Annotated in this window: 10 protein-coding genes; 2 read left to right on the top strand and 8 right to left on the bottom strand. The window is 74.7% G+C overall.

Annotation, left to right across the window (positions count from 1 at the left end):
* Positions 1–88 precede the first annotated feature (88 nt).
* The gene (locus tag ACYQ8Q_RS42600) at positions 89–643 is read left to right on the top strand and encodes a hypothetical protein (protein ID WP_460072516.1); all 555 of its coding nucleotides are present in this window, start codon (positions 89–91) and stop codon (positions 641–643) included.
* A 7-nt stretch (positions 644–650) separates the two neighbouring features.
* On the opposite strand, the gene ACYQ8Q_RS42605 is transcribed toward ACYQ8Q_RS42600, so the two are convergent.
* The 7 genes from ACYQ8Q_RS42605 to ACYQ8Q_RS42635 form a co-directional block, all read right to left on the bottom strand.
* Positions 651–1,172 (bottom strand): flavin reductase family protein, encoded by a 522-nt coding sequence (locus tag ACYQ8Q_RS42605; protein WP_460072517.1) that lies wholly within the window; start codon positions 1,170–1,172, stop codon positions 651–653.
* A 125-nt stretch (positions 1,173–1,297) separates the two neighbouring features.
* Entirely contained in the window at positions 1,298–2,050 is a 753-nt protein-coding gene (locus ACYQ8Q_RS42610; RefSeq protein WP_460072519.1) for an SDR family NAD(P)-dependent oxidoreductase, read from the bottom strand.
* 42 nt (positions 2,051–2,092) lie between these two features.
* Entirely contained in the window at positions 2,093–3,112 is a 1,020-nt protein-coding gene (gene gntD / locus ACYQ8Q_RS42615) for a guanitoxin biosynthesis L-enduracididine beta-hydroxylase GntD (RefSeq protein ID WP_460072521.1), read from the bottom strand.
* On the bottom strand, positions 3,069–4,655 hold the full coding sequence (locus tag ACYQ8Q_RS42620; RefSeq protein ID WP_460072523.1) for an MFS transporter: 1,587 nt from the start codon (positions 4,653–4,655) through the stop codon (positions 3,069–3,071). The genes gntD and ACYQ8Q_RS42620 overlap by 44 nt, the downstream gene beginning before the upstream one ends.
* A complete protein-coding gene (locus ACYQ8Q_RS42625) occupies positions 4,652–4,879 on the bottom strand; it encodes an MbtH family protein (protein WP_055635563.1) in 228 nt (75 codons plus the stop codon). Before ACYQ8Q_RS42625 ends, ACYQ8Q_RS42620 begins: the two co-directional genes overlap by 4 nt.
* Before the next feature lie 77 nt (positions 4,880–4,956).
* A complete protein-coding gene (locus tag ACYQ8Q_RS42630; RefSeq protein ID WP_460072525.1) occupies positions 4,957–11,079 on the bottom strand; it encodes an amino acid adenylation domain-containing protein in 6,123 nt (2,040 codons plus the stop codon).
* Positions 11,076–17,678 carry an amino acid adenylation domain-containing protein gene (locus ACYQ8Q_RS42635; protein ID WP_460072527.1) on the bottom strand — a complete coding sequence of 2,201 codons (6,603 nt, stop codon included), beginning with the start codon at positions 17,676–17,678 and terminating at the stop codon, positions 11,076–11,078. Before ACYQ8Q_RS42635 ends, ACYQ8Q_RS42630 begins: the two co-directional genes overlap by 4 nt.
* A 359-nt stretch (positions 17,679–18,037) precedes the next feature.
* Here ACYQ8Q_RS42635 and ACYQ8Q_RS42640 point away from each other — a divergent pair, with 359 nt between their 5' ends.
* Positions 18,038–18,508, top strand: coding sequence for a nuclear transport factor 2 family protein (locus tag ACYQ8Q_RS42640; RefSeq protein ID WP_460073736.1), 471 nt, complete (start codon positions 18,038–18,040; stop codon positions 18,506–18,508).
* Positions 18,509–18,560: 52 nt separating this feature from the next.
* Here the strand turns inward: ACYQ8Q_RS42640 and ACYQ8Q_RS42645 are convergent, their stop codons facing one another.
* Entirely contained in the window at positions 18,561–19,448 is an 888-nt protein-coding gene (locus tag ACYQ8Q_RS42645; protein WP_460072528.1) for an NAD-dependent protein deacetylase, read from the bottom strand.
* Positions 19,449–19,464: the final 16 nt, after the last annotated feature.

Raw genomic sequence — 19,464 nt, forward strand, 5'->3', positions numbered from 1 at the left:
GGGACGTCCCGTGCACCACGTACGGGCCGTCCGCGCGTGAACCACGGCACGCGGGACGTTGCGGGTGCGATGCGGAGCGGAGCGGGACGTGGACTACGAAGGAGACGAGGGAGACCGGGGCCAGGGCACATCCGGTCTGGAGCTCTTCGTCAGGGATCTGGCCCTGTGCCTGTCGGTGCACCGCGACCGGGGGCCGGCCCTGGTGTGGCCGGACGGCGTCGACGCCGTGCTGGTCGACGCCGTGCCGATGGGGGACAGCGGCCCGCGGCGCGACCGCGCGGACCCGGAACGGGAGCCGGACCCGGGCGGCGGGACCGCCGGGACGGCCGCCCTCACCTCCGGCCTCGGTGAACTGCTGGCCTGCCGGGTCGGGAGCTCGTATCTGACCCTCGACCCCGGCGCCCACAGCGGTGGCAACACCGCCGCCACCGACCTCGTGCTGCTGCCCGTGCGCGGCAGCTGCGGCGGCCGCGTCGAACCCGCGCCGCCCGGACGCGCCCGCGCCGTGCTGGACCGTCCCCTGGAACTGCGCCTGCGGGTCGGCGAAGCCCTCTACGTACCGAGCGGTTTCGGCTACGAACTGAACGAGGCGCACTCGCCGTGCACGCTGCTCGTCCTCGCGCTGCACCCGCCGGTCTGGTGAGCCCGCGTCACCGCTCGGGCCGGGTCTGCCGCCGCGCGAAGTGGATCAGGGGCTCCGCGCCCTCGTCCGTCGCCGTGTGCACCACCTGGCCGACGACCAGCGTGTGGTCCCCCAGGGACACGTACCGCGTGGCACGGCACACCATCCCGGCCACCGCCCCGTCGAGCAGGGGAGCGCCGTACGCGCCGCCATGGCCGACCCCGTCGAAGCGCCGGTCCGCCGGCAGCTCCGCGAACCGGGCGGCCAGCGCGCGCAGCCGGTACGGCAGCACGCTCACCCCGAAGCGGCCCGCGGCCCGGACGTGCCGGAGCGTTCCGCTGTCCGAGGCCAGCGACACGAGGAGCGTCGGCGGCCGGTCGGTCAGGGAGAGGACCGCGGTGGCCGTGCAGCCGACCGGGTCCGCCCCGTCGTAGGCGGTCACCACGGTGACACTGCGGGCGAAGCGGGTCATCGCCGCGCGGAACGCGTCCGGCGGGACCGTGCCGGAGCCGCCCGGGGGAGCGACGGCGTCCTGGGAGGTCGCTGTCATGTGTCGGGTCCTGCCTTTCCGGGCGTGGGGTCGGTCGCGGGTACGGCACCACCACCGGCCCGCCCGGCCGGGCGGGCCGCGGTCGGACGGGAGGCGGCGGAGGGGAGCGGCGGGCAGAGCCGTGACTAGGCCGGGACGGAGGCGCGGGCGGCCGTACCGAACTCGGCGGTCGTCGCCCCCGCCGTCTCACCGCCGTCGACGACCAGCTCCTGGCCGGTCAGGAAGGCGGCCTCGGGCGAGGCCAGATAGTGGAAGGCGGCCGCGATCTCCTCGGGCGAGGCGTGCCGGCCGGCCGGGATCCGGGCGTTGACGCCGGCCAGCATCTCGTCGGTGTACTCGGCGAGCTGCATGGGGGTCAGCACCGCCCCGGGGCTCACACACGCCACGCGGATACGGGGGCTCAGCTCCAGGGCGAAGGTCTGGGTGAGGGCGATGATGCCGGCCTTGGTGGCGTTGTAGTCGGCGTAGTACGGGTAACCGCGGCGGCCGTTGACGGACGCCGTGGCCAGCAGCACCCCGCCGTCCCCGTCGGCCATCAGACGGGCGGCGGCGCGCCACATGCCCAGCGTGCCGAGGAGGTTCACGTCGACCACGCGGCGCGCGACCTCCTCGGTGAGGTCGAGGACACCGTGGCGGACACTGATGCCGGCGTTGGCGATGACGACGTCCAGGGAGTGGTCCCGGTGCACCCGGGCCAGGGCGTCCTCGACGGCCTGCCAGTCCGCGACGTCGCAGCGGACCCACGAGACCGGGCCGCGCGGCTCCTGCAACGGCTCGGCGACGTCCAGGCTGACCACGCGGTCGCCCGCGCGCGCGAAGCGCTCGACGGTGGCCAGGCCGATACCGCTGGAGCCACCGGACACGACGATGGTGCGCATGATGTGCGGTCCCTTTCCTTGTGGGGAGTGTGCGGAGGGCGGTCAGAAGAGGACCCGTGCGGCGCCGGGCGACGCGTGCGGGGTCGTCTTGCGCAGATCACGGCTGACGATCATGCGCTTGAGCCAGCGGTCCCTGCCGTCGTGCGCGGCCCGGAACGGCCTGCGGCCGTGTACGGCGACGTAGTTGTCCACCACCGCCAGGCTGCCCTGCTCCACGACCACGTCGAGCTGGACCCGCTCCAGCTCCTCCATGAGCTCGTCCAGGGCCCGCTGGGCGGCCCCGTCCCGGCCGGCGCACGTCATGAACGGATAGTCGACGCGCAGATAGGGGCGCTCCCGGTCGCCGGACAGGACCGGCACGGGCTCGGGGGCGGACTGCATCCGCAGCATGCCGGCCAGCGCCGGGTGATCGGGGTGGCGCTCCTGGAGCTGACGTACGTGCTCGTCGTCGGGGCGGATCAGGAAGCGCGGCGTGCGGAGCAGATCCGCGGTCTCGTCACTGATCTTGACGTCGCGCACGGACGCCACGATGGTCGGCACCTGCTCGTCGTTGCGCATCCCGAACAGCAGCAGATAGTCGCAGCGGCCCGGGTGGAAGCCGTCCTCGGTGTGGAACTCCAGCAGGCACTCGCTGCCGTGGCCGCTCTGCCGCAGCTCGTCGCCGCGGATGGGCAGCAGGTTCTGCACGACCCGGCCCAGCTGGAGGGTGGAGAAGGTGAAGGGGTCGCCGAGGGCCGTACCCACCATCGCCAGGAACAGCTCCTGGTCCCCGGGCGGGCCGTCGGCGGGTACGTCCGCCCAGTGCGCCGGGGTGGCCCCCACGGCCGCGTCGTCGACCGGGAAGCCGTGGATCACCAGGGCGGCGGCGGGCTCGGTGCGACGGAAGTGCTCCAGGAAGCCGCGCAGTCGTGGCGGGAGGTGGACCGCGGCGTCCCAGTGACGGTCGTAGAACGCGGGCTGTGCCGGGGTGGGGGAGGAGCCGCGGAGGCCGGCGAGCGCCTCCTGGATCTGCTCGGTCTCAGCGGCGGACAGGACGTATTCGAGGGGAAGAGCGTGGTACATGGGGTGACCTGCCGGTTTCTGAAGAGAAGGAGATCGGGGGTGAGGAGGGTGAGACGGGTGGGCGCAGGAGGACGGGGACCAGGGAGGCGGCGGCGCAGAGCAGGCACAGGACGCCGCTGAACCGGAAGGCCTCGCCCGCGCCGCCCTGGGCGAGCAGCGCCCCGCCCAGCGCCGTGCCCAGTCCGCTGCCGAGGGCGTCCGCCGTGCCGAGGAGGCCGAAGGCCCTCGCCGTACGGCCGGGTCCGGCGTCCCGGGCGATCTGCGCGGAGATCAGCGGCAGGGCGACGGCCAGGAGGATCCCCTCGGTCAGGGACAGTGCGATCGCCGCGGCCACCGAGCCGACCAGGGGGTACAGACAGGCGCAGCAGCCGATGACCAGTGCCGCGCAGCGGATCAGGACGGGCCGGGACACCCGGGGCAGGACGGCACCGGCCCGGGGCGACAGGACGAGCGCGGGCAGCGCCAGACAGGCCGCCGACCAGGCGACCACCGCGTCCCGGGCCCCCAGCCCGCGGAGGTACACCGCCCAGACCACGGAGTAGCCGCCGTAGAGCGCGGTGACACCGAACAACAGCACGAGCAGCGGCCACAGCGTGACCGGGAGCGGCGGCCGGGGCCCGGACATCGACTCCGCGGGCACCCCGACGTGGACCGACCCCACCGTCCCGCCCGCGGGGCCTGTCGACTCCGGCTGCGGCTTGGCGTGGGCGGGTCGCACTGCGTCGTGCACGAGCCTCGACGGCTTCGATCGCACCCCCTCGCGCGCGAGGCTCGCCGACTCCGGCTGTGACCTGGTGTGGGCCAGTCGCACCCGCTCGTGCGCGGGGCTCGGCGGCTGCGGTCGCTGCCTGGTGTGGGCTGGTGGAACGCCCTCGTGCGCGGGGCTCTGCACCTGCGGTCGCGGTCTGGTGTGGGCTGGTGGCACCTGCTCGTGCGCGGGGCTCGGCGGCTGCGGCTGTGACCTGGTCATGGCCGGTCGCACGGCTTCGCCGGTGCGGTCCGCCGTGCCTGCTGCCGCGGTTGCGGTGAGGGCGACCGCGGTGGCCGCCCACGCCGCCCATGTGCTCCCGTGCAGGAGTACGGCCCCCGCGCCCAGCGGACCGACCAGCGCGCCCAGCATCTGCGCGGCCGTCAGCCGGCCGTAGGCCCGCTCCAGTTGGTCCGCACACGGTGCCCGGCCGGCGGGGTCGTGCGCGGCCAGGGTGGCGCGCAGTCCCGTGGTGGTCAGCGCCGCCCCCGCCATCAGCAGGAAGTCGGCGGCGGCCAGGCTCCACCACGGGGTGAGAGTGGCGAACGCCAGACAGCCGGCGCTCTGCACCCCCGTGCCGAGCAGGGTCATCCGGGTGGTGCGGCAGCGGTGCCCCCAGCGGCCCGCGGCGAGCTGGGCCAGCGCCCCGCCGGCCGCGGCGGCGGCCATCACCAGCCCGATCGCGCCCTCGGCGACGCCCCGGTCGAGGAGGATGAGCGCCTCCGCCGAGAACAGACCGAGCTGGCTCGCACGGGCGAGGAAGGCGACGGCCGCCACCGCGAGGGGCGTGCTCACCGCGCCCGTACGGCGTCGGCGTCCATCGCCCGGACCAGGCTCGCGGGACGGATGTCCGTCCAGTGCTCGCCGATGTAGTCCAGGCAGTCCTGACGCGAGCCCTCCGGCCGGGCCACCGCCCAGCCCGCCGGCACCTCGGCGAACGAGGGCCACAGGGAGTGCTGGTTCTCGTCGTTGACGAGGACCAGGAAAGTGCCGTCGGGGTTGTCGAACGGGCTGCTCATGTCGGGTTCCTCCAGGGTGTCGGGGCATGGGTGTGGTGGGAGGTGAGGGGGACGGGGGCCTGGCTGCGGTGGGGCCGTCAGCCGAGGCGTCCCGCCAGCCCTCGCGGCGTCGGCCGGTCGAAGACCGCGCGGACCGGGAGCCGTGGGTCGAGGCCGAGGGCGCGGATCCGGCCCGCGAGCCGCAGCGCGCGCGGCGAGTCGCCGCCGAGGGCGAAGAAGTCGTCGTCGGGGCCGACGTGTTCGAGCCCCAGGACCTCCGCGAACACCGCGCGTACGGTGTCCACGGGACCCTCCGCCGGGGACGGCATCGCGGGGAACCCGGTGAGTACCTCGCGGAGCCTCGCGGCGGTGCGCTCGGCGGTGTCGTGGTCGAACAGGTCGGGCCGGTAGCGCAGTTGGAGGTGCAGCCGGTCGCCGGGGACGCCCATGAGGGTCATCGGGTAGTGGTAGGCGTCCCGGCCCTCGAGACCGGACAGCCGTACGCCTCCGGCGCGCACCTCGGCGGTGTCCGCCGGGTAGTTCTCGAAGACGGTCGAGGTGTCGAAGAGCGGGGTGCCGCCGGCCAGCGCGTGGACGCGGGGCAGTCCGAGGTGGTGGTGCGGGGTGAGGGCGGACTGCTCGTCCTGGACGCGCGCGAGGAGGCCGTCCAGCGGTTCGCCGTCCACCAGCCGCACCCGCACCGGCACGGTGTTGATGAACAGCCCGACCCCGTGTTCCACCCCCGCCAGCTCCGGCGGCCGCAGGGACACGGTCGCGCCGAAGACCACGTCGCGCCGCCCCGTCGCCTCGGCCAGGACGAGCGCCCAGGCCGTCTGCATCAGGGTGTTGGGCGTGACCCCGTGGGTCCGGGCCAGCGCGTCGAGCGCGGTGGTCTGCGCCTCGGTCAGCTCCGTCACCACCCGCTCCGGCAGCAACGGCGTGCCGCCGCGCGCGGCCCCCGGGGCCAGCAGGGTCGGCCCGTCGAGCCCGTCCAGAGCGTCCCGCCAGGCCTTCTCCGCGGCGTCCCGGTCCTGCCCGGCCTGCCAGGCCAGATGCTCGCGCACGCCGGCCGCGGGCAACGGCCCGGGCAGCTGCCCGGCGCCGTGCTCCCGGGCCTCGTACAGGGCGAACAGATCGCGCAGCAGCACCGGCAGGGACCAGCCGTCCAGCAGGAGATGATGGACCGTCAGGATCAGGGTGTGGCGCTCCTCCGTCTCCCGCAGGAGGGTGAAGCGGGCGAGCGACGGCCCGGAGAGGGAGAAGCGGTGGGCCAGGTCCGAGGCGAGGATCTCCGCCCGCTCCGTCTCCCCCTCGGACGGGGCCAGTTCGTGCTCCGTCCAGAGCGGTTCCACGTCGCGCAGCACGAGTTGCAGCGGAGTGCCCGAGGCGAGCGTGCCGAAGGCGGTGCGCAGCGGGGCGTGCCGGCGGACCAGGTCGCGGCAGGCGGCGCGCAGGGCGGCGCGGTCGAGGGGGCCGTCCAGGGAGAGTGCCAGCTGCACGTGGTAGACGTCCGCCCTCTCCTCGTCGTACAGCGCATGGAACAACAGCCCTTCCTGCAACGGGGAGAGGGGCAGGACGTCGGTCAACGTGTGCCCGGCCCACCGCGCTTCGAGCGTCTCCAGCTCGTCCTGCCCGATCCGCTCACCGGCGACGGCCACCACCGCGAGGTCGGACGGGGTCAGACCGCCCCCGCCGCCCAAGGCGTGGGCGACGAGCGCGCGCAGCACCCGGAACCAGGTCTCGGCGAGCTGACGTACGCGCGCCTCGTCGAGCAGCGTGCCGGGCCAGGACCAGTTGGCCACCAGACGGGGGCCGTCGGGGCCGTCCTCGGTGACGGCGTTCAGATCGACGGCGTGCGGCAGCGGCATCCCGGCGTCGGCCGGGGAGACGAGGGCGTCCCCCTCGTCGGCCGCCTCCCAGTCGGCGGCGCGGCCCGCGGCGAAGCGGCCCAGGTAGTTGAAGCCGATCTGCGGGGTGCGGCCGGAGGCGAGCAGCGGGCCGGTGTCGCGGTTGAGATGGCGCAGGAGTCCGTAGCCGATGCCCCGGTCCGGTACCGCCCGCAACTGTTCCTTGACGGTCTTCACGGCCCGCCCGAGCGCGGCCCCGCCGGACCGGACGTCGTCCCAGTCCGTGACCGCCGCGTCCAGGCGCACGGGGTACAGGGCGGTGAACCAGCCCACCGTGCGGGAGAGGTCGAGCCCGGGGGCGAGCTCCTCCTGCCGGCCGTGGCCCTCCAGGTCGACGAGGACGCCACCCCCTCGCTCCGCTCCGCGCCAGTGCGCGACGGCCAGGGCGAGGGCCGTCAGCAGGATGTCGTCGACCCCGGCGTGGAACGCCTCGGGCACCGTTGTCAGCAGCGCGGCCGTCTCCGGGACGGGCAGGGTGAGGGTGAGGTCCTCGCGGGTGGCGTAGACATCGAGGGCCGGATCGAGCGGCCGGTCGGTCAGCAAGGGGTCGTCGGCGGCCGACACCGCCTGCCACAGGGGCAGTTCCGCCGTGCGCGCCGGGGAGTGGGCGGCCTCGGTGAGCCGGTGCGACCAGGTGCGCAGGGAGGTCGGCACCGGATCCAGCGCGGCGTGGACGTCCTGTCCGGCAGCCGCCGCCCGCCAGGCCGCCGCGAGATCGGGCAGCAGGATCCGCCAGGACACGCCGTCCACCGCGAGGTGATGCACCATCAGCAGCAGCCGCCCCGGCTCCGTCTCGCCCCGGTCGAGCCAGACGGCCCGCAGGAGCCGGCCGGCCCGGGGGTCGAGGTCGCGCCGCGCCGCCGCGGCGAGGTCCGCCAGTGCCGCGCGCGGACCGTGGTGCCGGATGAGGCAGTCGGCGGCGCCTACCGAGCCCCGCGCCGTCACCTCCAGAGCCCACCCGGCGCCACCGTCGTCACCGAGACGCAGCCGCAGTGCGTCGTGCCGGTCCAGGACGGCCTGGAGCGCCGCGACCAGATCCTCCTCGCGCAGCCCGGCCGGGACCCGCACCAGCTGGGACTGGTGGAACCCGGCCACCGGGCCGCCCTGTGCGCGCAGCCAGTGGGCGATGGGGGTGAGCGGCACGGGCCCGGTGCCCGCGTCCTCGGGCTCGGCGACGGGCACGGCGTCCACCGGTGCGGCCACCGCGGCGAGCGCGGCCACCGTGCGGTGCCGGAACACGTCGCGCGGGGTGAGGGCGAGTCCGGCCCGGCGGGCCGCGGTGACGAGCTGGATGGACAGGATGGAGTCGCCGCCGAGTGCGAAGAATCCGTCGTCAGGACCGACGCCCGGCACCCCGAGCACCTCCACGAAGAGCGCGCAGAGGGTCTCCTCCACCGGGCCCCGCGCGGCCCGTCCGCCGGCGGCGGTGAACGCCGGCGCGGGCAGCGCCCTGCGGTCGAGCTTCCCGCTGAGCGACAGGGGAAGCTCCGCCAGCGGTACGAACGCCTGCGGGACCATGTACTCCGGCAGACCGTCGGCGCAGTGGGCGCGCAGCTCCTCGGCGTCGCACTCCGCCGCACGGTCCGGGTCCGCCGGGACGACGTACGCGATCAGGCGCTTGACGCCGGGCCCGTCCTCGCGGACGACGACCGCCGCGGTGCCGACGGAGGGGTGAGCGGCCAGAACGGACTCGATCTCCCCGAGTTCGATGCGGAAGCCGCGCAGCTTGACCTGGTCGTCCGCCCGCCCCAGGTAGAGCAGTTCGCCCTCCTCGGTCCAGCGCACGATGTCACCGGTGCGGTACATACGCGATCCGGGCGGGCCGAACGGGTCGGCGACGAACCGCTCGGCGGTCAGCGCCTGCCGCCCGTGGTACCCGTGGGCCAGCTGGACCCCCGAGAGGTACAGCTCGCCGGGGGCCCCCGGGCGGACGGGCTGCAGTCCCGCGTCGAGGACGTGGACGCCGGTGTTGTCGACCGGGCGGCCGATCGGCACCGAGGCGGTCGACAGGCCGCGCGTGCTGCGCCGGTGGGTGACGTCGACGGAGGCCTCGGTGGGGCCGTACAGGTTGTGGAGCGCGGTGCCGGCGGCGTCGAACAGGTCGTGGAAGCGGTCGGCGAGCGCGGTGGGGAGCGCCTCACCGCTGCAGATGACCCGGCGCAGGCCGGTGCACCGGGCGGCCCCCGGAGTGCGCAGGAAGGACTCCAGCATGGACGGCACGAAGTGCAGCGTCGTCACGCCCTCGCGCCGGATCAGCTCCGCCAGGTACGCGGGATCCTTGTGCCCCTCCGGCCGGGCCACGACCAGTGCGGCGCCGGTGATCAGCGGCCAGAAGAACTCCCACACCGACACGTCGAAGCTCGACGGGGTCTTCTGCAGCACCCGGTCCGCCGGGGTGAGTTCGTACGCGGACTGCATCCACAGCAGGCGGTTGACGATGCCCCGGTGGGGGACGAGCACCCCCTTGGGGCGGCCGGTCGAACCGGAGGTGTAGATCATGTAGGCGGGCGCGAGCGGATCCACGCCCGGCAGCTCCCCGCCGCCCGCCACCGGCTCCTCGGCCAGCCGTCCGTACAGCTCCGGGGTCACCACGAGCGCGGGGGACGCGTCGTCGAGCATGTACCGCACCCGGTCCGGCGGATAGTCGGGGTCCACCGGCAGATACGCGGCCCCCGCCTTGTGCACGGCGTACAGCGTCACCAGCAGGTCCGCCGAACGCGGCAGGGCGACGGCGACGACCCGGCCCGGCCCGGCGCCCCGCGCCACCAGGGCGGGCGCCAACCGCGTGGCCCGGGCGTCGAGTTCGGCGTACGTCAGGGTCGTGCCCTCGAAGACGACGGCCGGGGCGCAGGGCGTGCGTGCGGCCTGTGCGGCGAACAGCTCGGGCAGCGTGGTCGCCGGATGCGCGACGGCCGGCCCGGTCCCGGCGGCCAGGAGCGCCGCCCGGTCCTCCGTGTCCAGCGCGCCGACGCCGCCGCAGGGCAGCGCCGGGGTGGCGGCCAGGGCGCCCAGGATCCGTGTCAGAGTGCGGGCCAGCCCGTGCGCCGCCGCCGGGTCCACTACCCCGGGCTGATGGCTGAGGTCGAGGCGCAGCCGCCGGCCGGGGACGGCCACCAGGCTGAGCGGGTAGTGCATGGTGCCCGTCGTGGCCGTGTCCTCCAGGAGCGCGACGCGCACCCCGCCGAACGTCCGGTCCAGCGACTCCTCGTCGAAGGGGGCGTTCTCGAAGACGACCGCCGTGTCGAACAGGTCGCCCAGTCCGGCCGTGCGCTGGATGTCGGCGAGACCGAGATGATGGTGCGGGAGCAGCCCGGCCTGCTCCTCCTGGAGGCGCTCCACCAGGGCGCCGAGCGATTCGGCCGGGTCCAGCCGCACCCTGACCGGCACGGTGTTGATGAACAGGCCCACCGTCTCCTCCACACCCGGCAGTTCCGCCGGCCGGCCCGAGACGGTCGCCCCGAACACCACGTCCTGCCGGCCGGTCGCACGGGCCAGCAGCAGCGCCCAGGCCGCCTGCACCAGCGTGTTGACCGTGACACCGCGGGAGCGGGCGCAGCGGGTCAGTTCGGCGGTCAGCGACTCCGTGAGCCGGGTGACCACCCGCCGCGGGAACCCGGACGCCGCGCCGCCCGTACCGGCGGGCCCCAGCAGCGTGGGTTCCTCCAGGCCGTCGAGAGCCGCGCGCCACGCCGTCCGCGCGCCCTCCCGGTCCTGTGCGGCGAGCCAGGCGAGATGCCGGCGGAAGGACGGCGCCGGTGCCATTCCGTCGGCGCCGCCGCCACGGTCGTACAGCTCGAACAGATCCCGCAGGACCAGCGGCAGCGACCAGCCGTCCAGCAGGATGTGGTGGTTGGTCAGGAGCAGGACGTGCCGCTCGGTGTCCATGCGCAGCAGCCGGAACCGCAGGAGCGGCGGGGCGGAGAGGGTGAAGCGGCGCTCCCGGTCCTCGGCGGTGATCCGGTCGAGCGCGGCGGACCGCTCCGCCTCCGGCAGCGGGCTCAGGTCGTCCTCCGCCCACGGCGCCTCCACCGTGCGCGGCACGATCTGCACCGCCCGCCCCGTCCCGCGCTGGAGGAACCCGGCCCGCAGGGCCAGATGGCGTGCGGGCAGGGCCGCGCAGGCCTTCCGCAGCGCGTCCCGGTCGAGGGGGCCGGTCAGCTCCAGCGAGGTCTGGACGGTGTACACATCGCTGCCCTCACCGTCGTACAGGGCGTGGAAGAGCATGCCCTCCTGGAGGGGGGTCGGCGGCAGGATGTCGAGGTCCGGGCGGTTCCCGGGGGCGGACCGGGGCGCGGCGTGCGGCGTCGCGTTCACTGGGCGGACTCCCATGCGGCCATCAGTTCGGCCAGTTCGTCGTCGGGCAGGGCGATCGGGGGCGGTTCGGCTTCCTCGGCCCAGGCGGGTGGCTCGGCCGCCAGGTCCTGGGCGATCACCGCGAGCGCGGCGGGCGTGCGGTGGGTGAAGACGTCCCGGGCGGTGAGGACCAGCCCCGCCCCGCGGGCCCGTGCGACCAGCCGGACCGAGAGGATGGAGTCGCCGCCGAGGGCGAAGAACGCGTCGTCGGGACCGACCGAGGCCAGGCCGAGGACCTCGCCGAAGAGGGCGCAGAGCAGTTCCTCACGGGGCGTGGCCGGGGCGCGTCCGGCGGCGTCGGCCGGGACGGCGGGGGCGGGCAGCGCACGCCGGTCGATCTTGCCGTTGCGGGTCAGGGGCAGGGACGGCAGTGGCACGAACGCGGCCGGCACCTGGTAGTCGGCGAGCAACGGGGCCAGATGGGCGCGCAGTTCGGCCTCAGCCGGCGCCTCGCCGCCCGGCGGTGGCACCACGTAGGCGGTGAGCCGCTTGACGCCGGGACTGTCCTCGCGCGCCACGACACAGCACTGGGCGACCCCGGGGTGCCGGGCCAGGGCGGCCTCGATCCCGCCCGGCTCGACCCGGAAACCGCGGATCTTGAGCTGGTCGTCCGCGCGGCCGAGGAAGACCAGTTCGCCCCGGTCGTTCCAGCGCACCAGGTCACCGGTGCGGTACATGCGCCCGCCCGGCGCCCCGAACGGGTCGGCGACGAAACGCTCGGCGGTCGCCTCCGGTCGGTCCAGATAGCCGCGGGCCAGCCCGGCGCCGGCCAGGTGCAGCTCACCCGCCACGCCCGGCGGTACGGGCCGCAGCGCACCGTCGAGGACATAGGCGCGGATGCCGTCCATCGGCCGCCCGATGGGCACCGTGGCCGGTATCGCGTCCCCGGCCCGCATCCGGTGGCGCGCGGCGAACACGGTGGTCTCCGTGGGCCCGTAGCCGTCGACGACGACCAGCCCCGGGTGCGCGGCCAGCACCGCGCGCACGGCGTGTCCGGGCACCACGTCACCGCCCGCCCACACTTCCCGCAGCCCCGCGAAACCACCCGGGGACTCCTCGGCCAGCAGCCGGAACAGCCCGGCCGTCAGCCACAGCGCGGTCACACCGTGTTCGGCGACCAGCCGCTCCAGGGCCGCCCCGTCCAGCTGTCCGGGCGGCGCGAGCACGATCCGGCCGCCGGAGAGCAGCGGCACCCACATCTCGTACGTCGCCGCGTCGAAGGCCTGGGTGGAGTGCTGGAGCACCGACCGGTGGGCCTCGCCGCCGAACGCGCCGTCCCCGGTCAGGTCCAGCACCGCCCGGTGGGTGACACCGACCGCCTTGGGCTCACCGGTCGAGCCCGAGGTGAACAGGACGTACGCGAGCCGGTCCGCACGGACCCCGGGGAGCGGGCCGGTGGTGGCGGGCACCTCGGGTGCCGGCCCGTCCACGACGAGGAGCTGCCCGGGGGCGAGTTCCCGCGCCAGGTCCCGCGAGGCGAGGTCGGTGAGCAGGACGCGGGCCCCCGTGCCGCTCGTCATCGCGCGCAGCCGGTCGGCGGGGGAGCGGGCGTCGAGCGGCATGTACGCGCCGCCCGCCTTCAGGACCGCCAGCAGTGAGACGACCAGCTCCGGGGAGCGCTCCTGGAGGACCGCCACACGCTCCTCGGGCCGCACCCCGAGGGCGAGCAGCCGGTGGGCCAACGCCTCGGAGCGGGCGTCGAGTTCGGCGTAGGTGAGGGTGCCCGTGTCACCGGTGACCGCGACGGCGCCGGGCGTGCGCGCCGCCTGCTCGGCGAACCGCCGGTGGATCGCGGAGTCCGACGGCGGCGCGACGGAGGCGTTCCACGCGTGCAGCACGTGCTCGCGCTCCTCGGCCGAGAGCAGGTCCACGGCGGCGAGCGGCGCGTGCGGCGCGGTGGTGAACGCCACCAGGAACCGGGCCGTGCGCGCGAGGACCGCCTGTGCGGTCGTCCGGTCGACCAGGTCGGGCCGGTACGCGAGCCGCAGGCCGAGCCGCTCGCCCGGCTCGGCGATCAGTGTGAGGGGATAGTGGGTGGCCCCGTAACTGTCGGTGGCGCGCACGGTCAGCCCGGCCGACTCCCGGACGGCCCCGGTGGCCCCGGAGTCCCCGGAGTGGTTCTCGAAGACCGTGGAGGTGTCGAAGAGCCGGTCCGCCCCGGTGGTCCGGCCGATGTCGGCGAGGCCGAGGTGGTGGTGCGGGGAGAGGGCGGCCTGCTCGTCCTGGACCCGGGCGAGGAGCCGCTCCAGCGGTTCGCCCGCGTCGAGCCGCACCCGCACCGGCACCGTGTTGATCAGCAGCCCGGCCAGCCGCTCGACACCGGGCAGTTCGGCCGGGCGCAGGGAGACCGTGGTACCGAAGACGACGTCGTCACGGCCGGTGAGCTGGGCGAGCGTCACCGCCCACGCGGCCTGGACGACGGTGTTGGCCGTGAGGGAGCGGGCGCGCGCCGTCGCGGTCAGCGCCGCCGTGCGCGCGGGATCGAGGGCGACCCGGACCTGCTCCGCCAGGACGGGCGCCCGGCGGTCCTGATCGGCGTCGGGCACCGCGAGCGTCGGCTCCTCGACGCCCTCCAGAGTCGCGGCCCACGCCTTCTCGGCCGCCCGCCCGTCCTGTACGGCGAGCCACTCGGCGTAGTCGCGCAGACCGAGCGGTGCCGCTGCGCCCCCCTCACCGCCGCCGTACGTGTCGAGGAGGTCGTCCAGGACCAGGCCGAGCGAGGCGCCGTCGAGGACGATGTGATGGCCGGTGAGCACGAACAGATGCCGTTCGTCCGCCAGCCGCATGAGCAGGAAGCGCACGAGGGGCGCGCGGGCCATGTCGAACGGCCGGGCGCGGTCGGCGGCCAGCTCCCGGGCGATCCGCTCCCTCTGACCGTCCTGACCGTCCTGACCGTCCTGACCGTCCTGGCCGTCCTGGCCGTGACCGTCCGTCGGCAGTCCCGTCAGGTCCAGCTCCGTCCACGGCACCTCGCGCGCCCCGGTGATCACCTGGAAGGCCCGGCCGGACGAGGAGTGCGTGAAGGCCGCGCGAAGCGACTCGTGCCGGGCGAGGAGCGCGTCGCAGGCGGCCCGCAGCCGGTCCGGGCGCAGCGGGCCGGTCAGTTCGTACGCGGTCTGCGCGATGTACGGGTCGATGCCCGCCGCGCCCGCCCTGCCCGCAGCCCCCGCCGTGCCCGCCGTGCCCGCCGTGCCCTCGTAGTGTGCGTGGAACAGCATCCCCTCCTGGAGCGGGGTGAGCGGGAGGACGGCGGTGTGCCCGGGGTGGGAGACGGCGAGGGCGGCGCGCTCGGCGTCGTCCGGTCCGGGCAGCGGGCGGACGGGCCGCTCCCCGCCCTCCTCGGGCTGCCGGCGTGCCACCTCGGCGAGCCCGGCGACGGTCTTGTGCAGGAACACGTCCCGGGGCGCGACGACGATCGACGCCTCCCGGGCCCGCGCGGCCAGCCGCACGGCCAGCGGGGAGTCGCCGCCGAGGGCGAAGAAGCTGTCGTCGATACCGACCCGGTCCACGCCGAGGAGTTCGGCGTACAGGGCGCACAGCGTCCGCTCGACGGGGGTGCGGGGCGCACGGCTGTCGGCGGCGGCGGTGATCTCCGGGGCGGGCAGGGCGTCCCGGTCGAGCTTCCCGTTGTGGGTCAGGGGCAGGGCGTCCAGGGCGGCGAAACCGGCCGGGACCATGTACTCGGGGAGGGAGGCGGCCAGGTACTCCCGCAGCGCTCCGGCGTCCGGCAGGGCGGCACCGGGGACCGTCACGACGTAGGCGACGAGCCGTCGTACCCCCGACCGGTCCTCGCGCACCACGACGGCGCACTGGGCGACCGCCGGATGGCCGGCCAGGACGGACTCGATCTCCCCGGGCTCGATGCGGAATCCGCGCAGCTTCACCTGGGTGTCGGCCCGGCCGACGTAGACGAGGAGACCGTCCGCGCCCCGCCGGACGAGGTCTCCGGTGCGGTACATGCGCGCGCCGGGAGCGCCGAACGGATCGGCGACGAACCGTTCCGCGGTGAGCGCGCCCCGGCCGAGATAGCCGCGGGCCAGTCCGGCGCCGGACAGGAAGAGCTCACCGACGGCCCCGTCCGCCACGGGCCGCAGGGCGCCGTCCAGCACCCGGGCCGCCAGGTTGTCGACGGGGCGGCCGATCGCGGGGGCGGCCGCGGCGCGCAGATCGCAGTACATCGAGTCGACCGTGCACTCCGTCGGTCCGTACACGTTGCGGGCGGTCAGGCCCGGGGTGGCGCGGAGTTCGGCCCACAGGTCGTCCGGGACGGCCTCGCCGCCGAGCACGAGCACCCGGGGCCGGCGCCCGCCCTCCAGCAGCCCGGCGTTCAGCAGCTGGCGGGCGTGGGTGGGTGTGGTGTCCAGCACGTCGACGGCGTGCCGGTCGGCGTACGCGGCGAGCGCACCCGCGTCCCGGCGGGTCGCGTCGTCCACGACGTGCAGTTCGTGCCCGGCGACCAGCCACAGCAGCGCCGTCCAGGACGCGTCGAACACGAACGCGTTGGTCAGCGCCACCCGGAGGCGCTCCACCCCGGCCTCCGCCACCGCGGGCTCGATGAGGACGCGCCGGTGGTGCTCGTACAGGTTGCCCAGACTGCGGTGCTCGACGGCGACGCCCTTGGGCCGGCCGGTGGAGCCGGAGGTGTGGATGACGTACGCGAGGTGCCCGGGGCGCAGCGGCCGGGTGCGGTCGGCGTCCGTGGGGTCGGACACCGGAAGTCCGGGCAGCCCGAGACCGGCGTCCTCCAGCAGCAGCACCGGAGTGTCCTCGTCCCGGGGCAGCGTCCCGGCCGACGCGGCGGTGGTCAGGATCAGCGCCGGGGCGGTCTCGGCGAGGATCTGCCGGGTCCGCTCGGCCGGGTGCTCCGGGTCCAGCGGTACATAGGCGGCGCCCGCCTTGAGGACGCCGAGCAGGGCGACGACCGTGTCCGCGCCGCGCGGGAGGGCCAGGGCCACGCACCGCTCGGGTCCGGCGCCGAGGCCGGCCAGCAGATGGGCCAGCTGGTTGGCGGACGCGTTGAGCTCGCGGAAGGTGAGAGCGCGGCCGGGCGAGACGAGGGCGCGGGCCTCGGGGGTCCGGGCTGCCTGGGCGGCGAACAGATCGGCGACCGTGGCGGAGGCGACCGGGCGGGGCGGCTCTCCGCCGCCGGAGCGGGCCGCCTCGGTCTCCGGGCCGGTCAGCGTGTCCAGCCGGCCGAGCGGGAGAGAGGGGTCAGCCGAGGCCAGCTCGGTGAGGAAGGAGAGGAAACGCTCCTGGATCCGGGCCAGTTCGTCCGCCTCGTAGAGGGCGGGGTTGGCGTCGAACGAGAACTGGAGCCCGTTGCCGTCGGAGCGCTCGTACACGGCGATCGAGAGGTCGCCGACCGGCCCGTTCGACATGTTGTGCACGGTGATCGGATGCCCGGCGAACGTGACGTCGAAATCGAAGGACATGATGTTCACCATGGGGCCGAAAAGATGCCGCCCCTCGTCCAGCAGCCGCAGATCGCGACGGAGATCCCCGTACGGATAGCGCTGGTGCCGGAGCAGATTCCTGAGTTCCCCCGCGGCTTTCCGTAACACGTCCCCGACCGTCATCTCCGGGGAAAGGCCGACACGCAGGGGGAGTTCGTTGGAGACCATTCCCGGAACGTTCCGCGCCAGGGCCCCCTGGCGCGCGGAGACGGGAATGCCGACGGTGATGTCCCGCAGTCCCGTGACCCGGTGCAGATACGCGGCGACCGCCGCGACGACGACGGCCGACCAGGAGGTCCGGGCGGCGCGGGCGGTCGTCCGCAGACGGTCCAGCACCTCGGGGGACAGCCGCGTGACGTGCCGCAGGAAGGTGTCCGAGGGCGGGGCGGCGCGCCCGGAGGCGGCGAACGTGGCGATCTCGTCGGGACGGTCGGCGAACCGCTCGGTCCAGTGCGCCCGGTCCTTGCCGTACTGCTCGGAACCCCGGTAGGCGCTCTCGCCCTCCAGCAGCGCGGCGTACGGCGCGAAGGCGCCCTCGTCGGCTGGCTCACCGGCGGCCAGCGCGGTGTAGACGCGGGCCACGCGCCCGGTGACGGCCGCCGCTCCGAACGCGTCCACGAGGACGTGGTGGTAGCGCTGGTGCCAGAAGTACCGGTCCTCGGCCAGCTTGATCAGCGCGTACGCGTACAGCTCCCCCTCGCCCAGGTCCACGGGCCGGGCCAGGTCCGCGGCGATGTACGCGCGCGCCGCGCCCTCCGGATCCTCCTCCCCGGACAGATCGAGCCGGACCAGCGGGGGGCCGGGCGGACCGCCGCGCACGTGCCGCGGGCCGTCGAGCACCTGCTGGCGTCCGTCGAGCACCTGAGGGCGTCCGTCGAGCACCTGCCGGGGGCCGTCGCGCTCCTCCACCGGCCGGATGCGCAACGCCCCGGCCTCCTCGACCACTTGCTCCAGGGCGGCCTCGAACAGGTCCCCGTCGACCGGTCCGTGGATTTCCACGAATTCGCCGACGTTGTACACGGGAGAATTCCGATTCAGCTGGTGCGCGAACCAGACCCCGCTCTGGGCTGCCGTCAACGGCAGCGAAGTGTGCTGGGCAGCAGACATGACTCCACCTCGGTCGGAGCTACGGCGGTCGGGACACCGCGAAATACCGTGAACATGCCGCGTCGCCTATGTCGTTGCGCAGGGAGCGGACGCGTTACCGATGATTTCTCCGACGCGTTTTCCGCTCAAGTCACGGGATGGCGTTACCGAGGTGGGGTGAGCTGATTGGATCAGGTCGGTGTGCGGATGCGCGGGAAGGGGCCGGGCAGACGCAGAGCTGCACGGTGTCGGCGCTGCCCACTTCCAGTGTCGTCGGCTGCGCGGGGTTCCCACCGACGGTCCCCTGCCGCCGGACGCGGACCACGCGGCAACTGTCCGCACGCCGGCCTGTGTCGGGCGATAATGATCCTTGGTTGGCCGTGCTACTGGGGGGTCTTGTGAGTCCGAGCCCGCGCGAGGTGTTTCTCCGGCTTGTTCACGGAGTCGCCGACGGGAACTTGAACGAGTTGCCTGACCTGTATGGCGAGGTCACCGATGTCCGGCACCCGATGGCGACGCCGGAGTCCGAGCCGTTGACGAGTCGGAGTGCCCTCCGGGAGCACTTCACCGTGCCGCCGGAAGTACGGGAGTCCCTGCCGAGAAGGAGGGTCGTCGATGTCGTCGTTCACGAGACCGCCGATCCTGAAGTGATCGTCGCCGAGTTCGGTTACGAGTTCACGCTTCCGGACGATTCCACGGCCAAGGTGCCCTGCGTCTTCGTCATGCGGGTGCGGGACGGCCGGATCGTCGAGTCACGCGACTACATCGACCCGATCCGTACGTACACGGCACGCGGGGACCTCGAACGCCTCATCGCGTCGTTGCGCAAGGACGATTCCGCAAGCCCCTGAGGCAACAAGGCGGCCTGGGGCCACAGGACCGGGTGACCCTCGACCGTGCCGCCTAGACGGTGCCGGGGAGGCCCAGGCGGTCGGTGATCGTGGTGAGGGCCGCGCCCAGCGGGAGCGCGACACGGGTGAGGGCGTGGCGGTCGCCCCGGGTCGCGTCGCGGTTGACGATCAGCACCGGTTTCCCCGCCCGCGCGGCCTCACGGACGAACCGGAGCCCGGACATCACCGTCAACGAGGACCCGAGGACCAGCAGCGAGGTCGCCTCCCGGACCAGCCCGCGGCAGTGCTCGACCCGTGCCGGCGGCACGGTTTCGCCGAAGAACACCACGTCGGGCTTGAGGACACCGCCGCACGCCGCGCACGGCACCACACGGAAGTCCCCGACCTGCTCGTCGGTGAGGTCGGCGTCACCGTCCGGATTGAGGCCCGCCGCCACCGGCGCGAAGTCCGCGTTGGCCTCCGCCAGCCGCCGGGCGAGTTCCCGGCGCGCGCTGAAGGCGCCGCAGGACAGACAGACGACCCGGGCCAGGCTGCCGTGGAGTTCGACGACGTCCTCGCTGCCGGCGCCCTGGTGCAGCCCGTCGACGTTCTGGGTGATCACACCCGCGAGCAGCCCGGCCCGCCCGAACGCGGCCACGGCCCGGTGCCCGGCGTTGGGCCGCGCCCGGCCGAAGGCGCGCCAGCCGAGGTGGCTGCGCGCCCAGTACCGGCGCCGCGCCTGCGCCTCGGCGGTGAAGTCCTGGTAGGTCATCGGCGTGTGCCGGCTGAGACTGCCGCCCTCGCCCCGGTAGTCGGGGATGCCCGACTCCGTGGAGATGCCCGCCCCGCTGAGCACCAGCACCCCGCCGCCGCTCAGGGCGTCGACGACCGGCTCCAGATCCGTGGTGCCCGGCGGCAGGCCCTCGGTGGGCGTCCAGCTCAGGGTGGGGCGTATCCGCATGCCGCAAGGGTACGAA

Source organism: Streptomyces sp. YKOK-I1 (assembly GCF_054660435.1).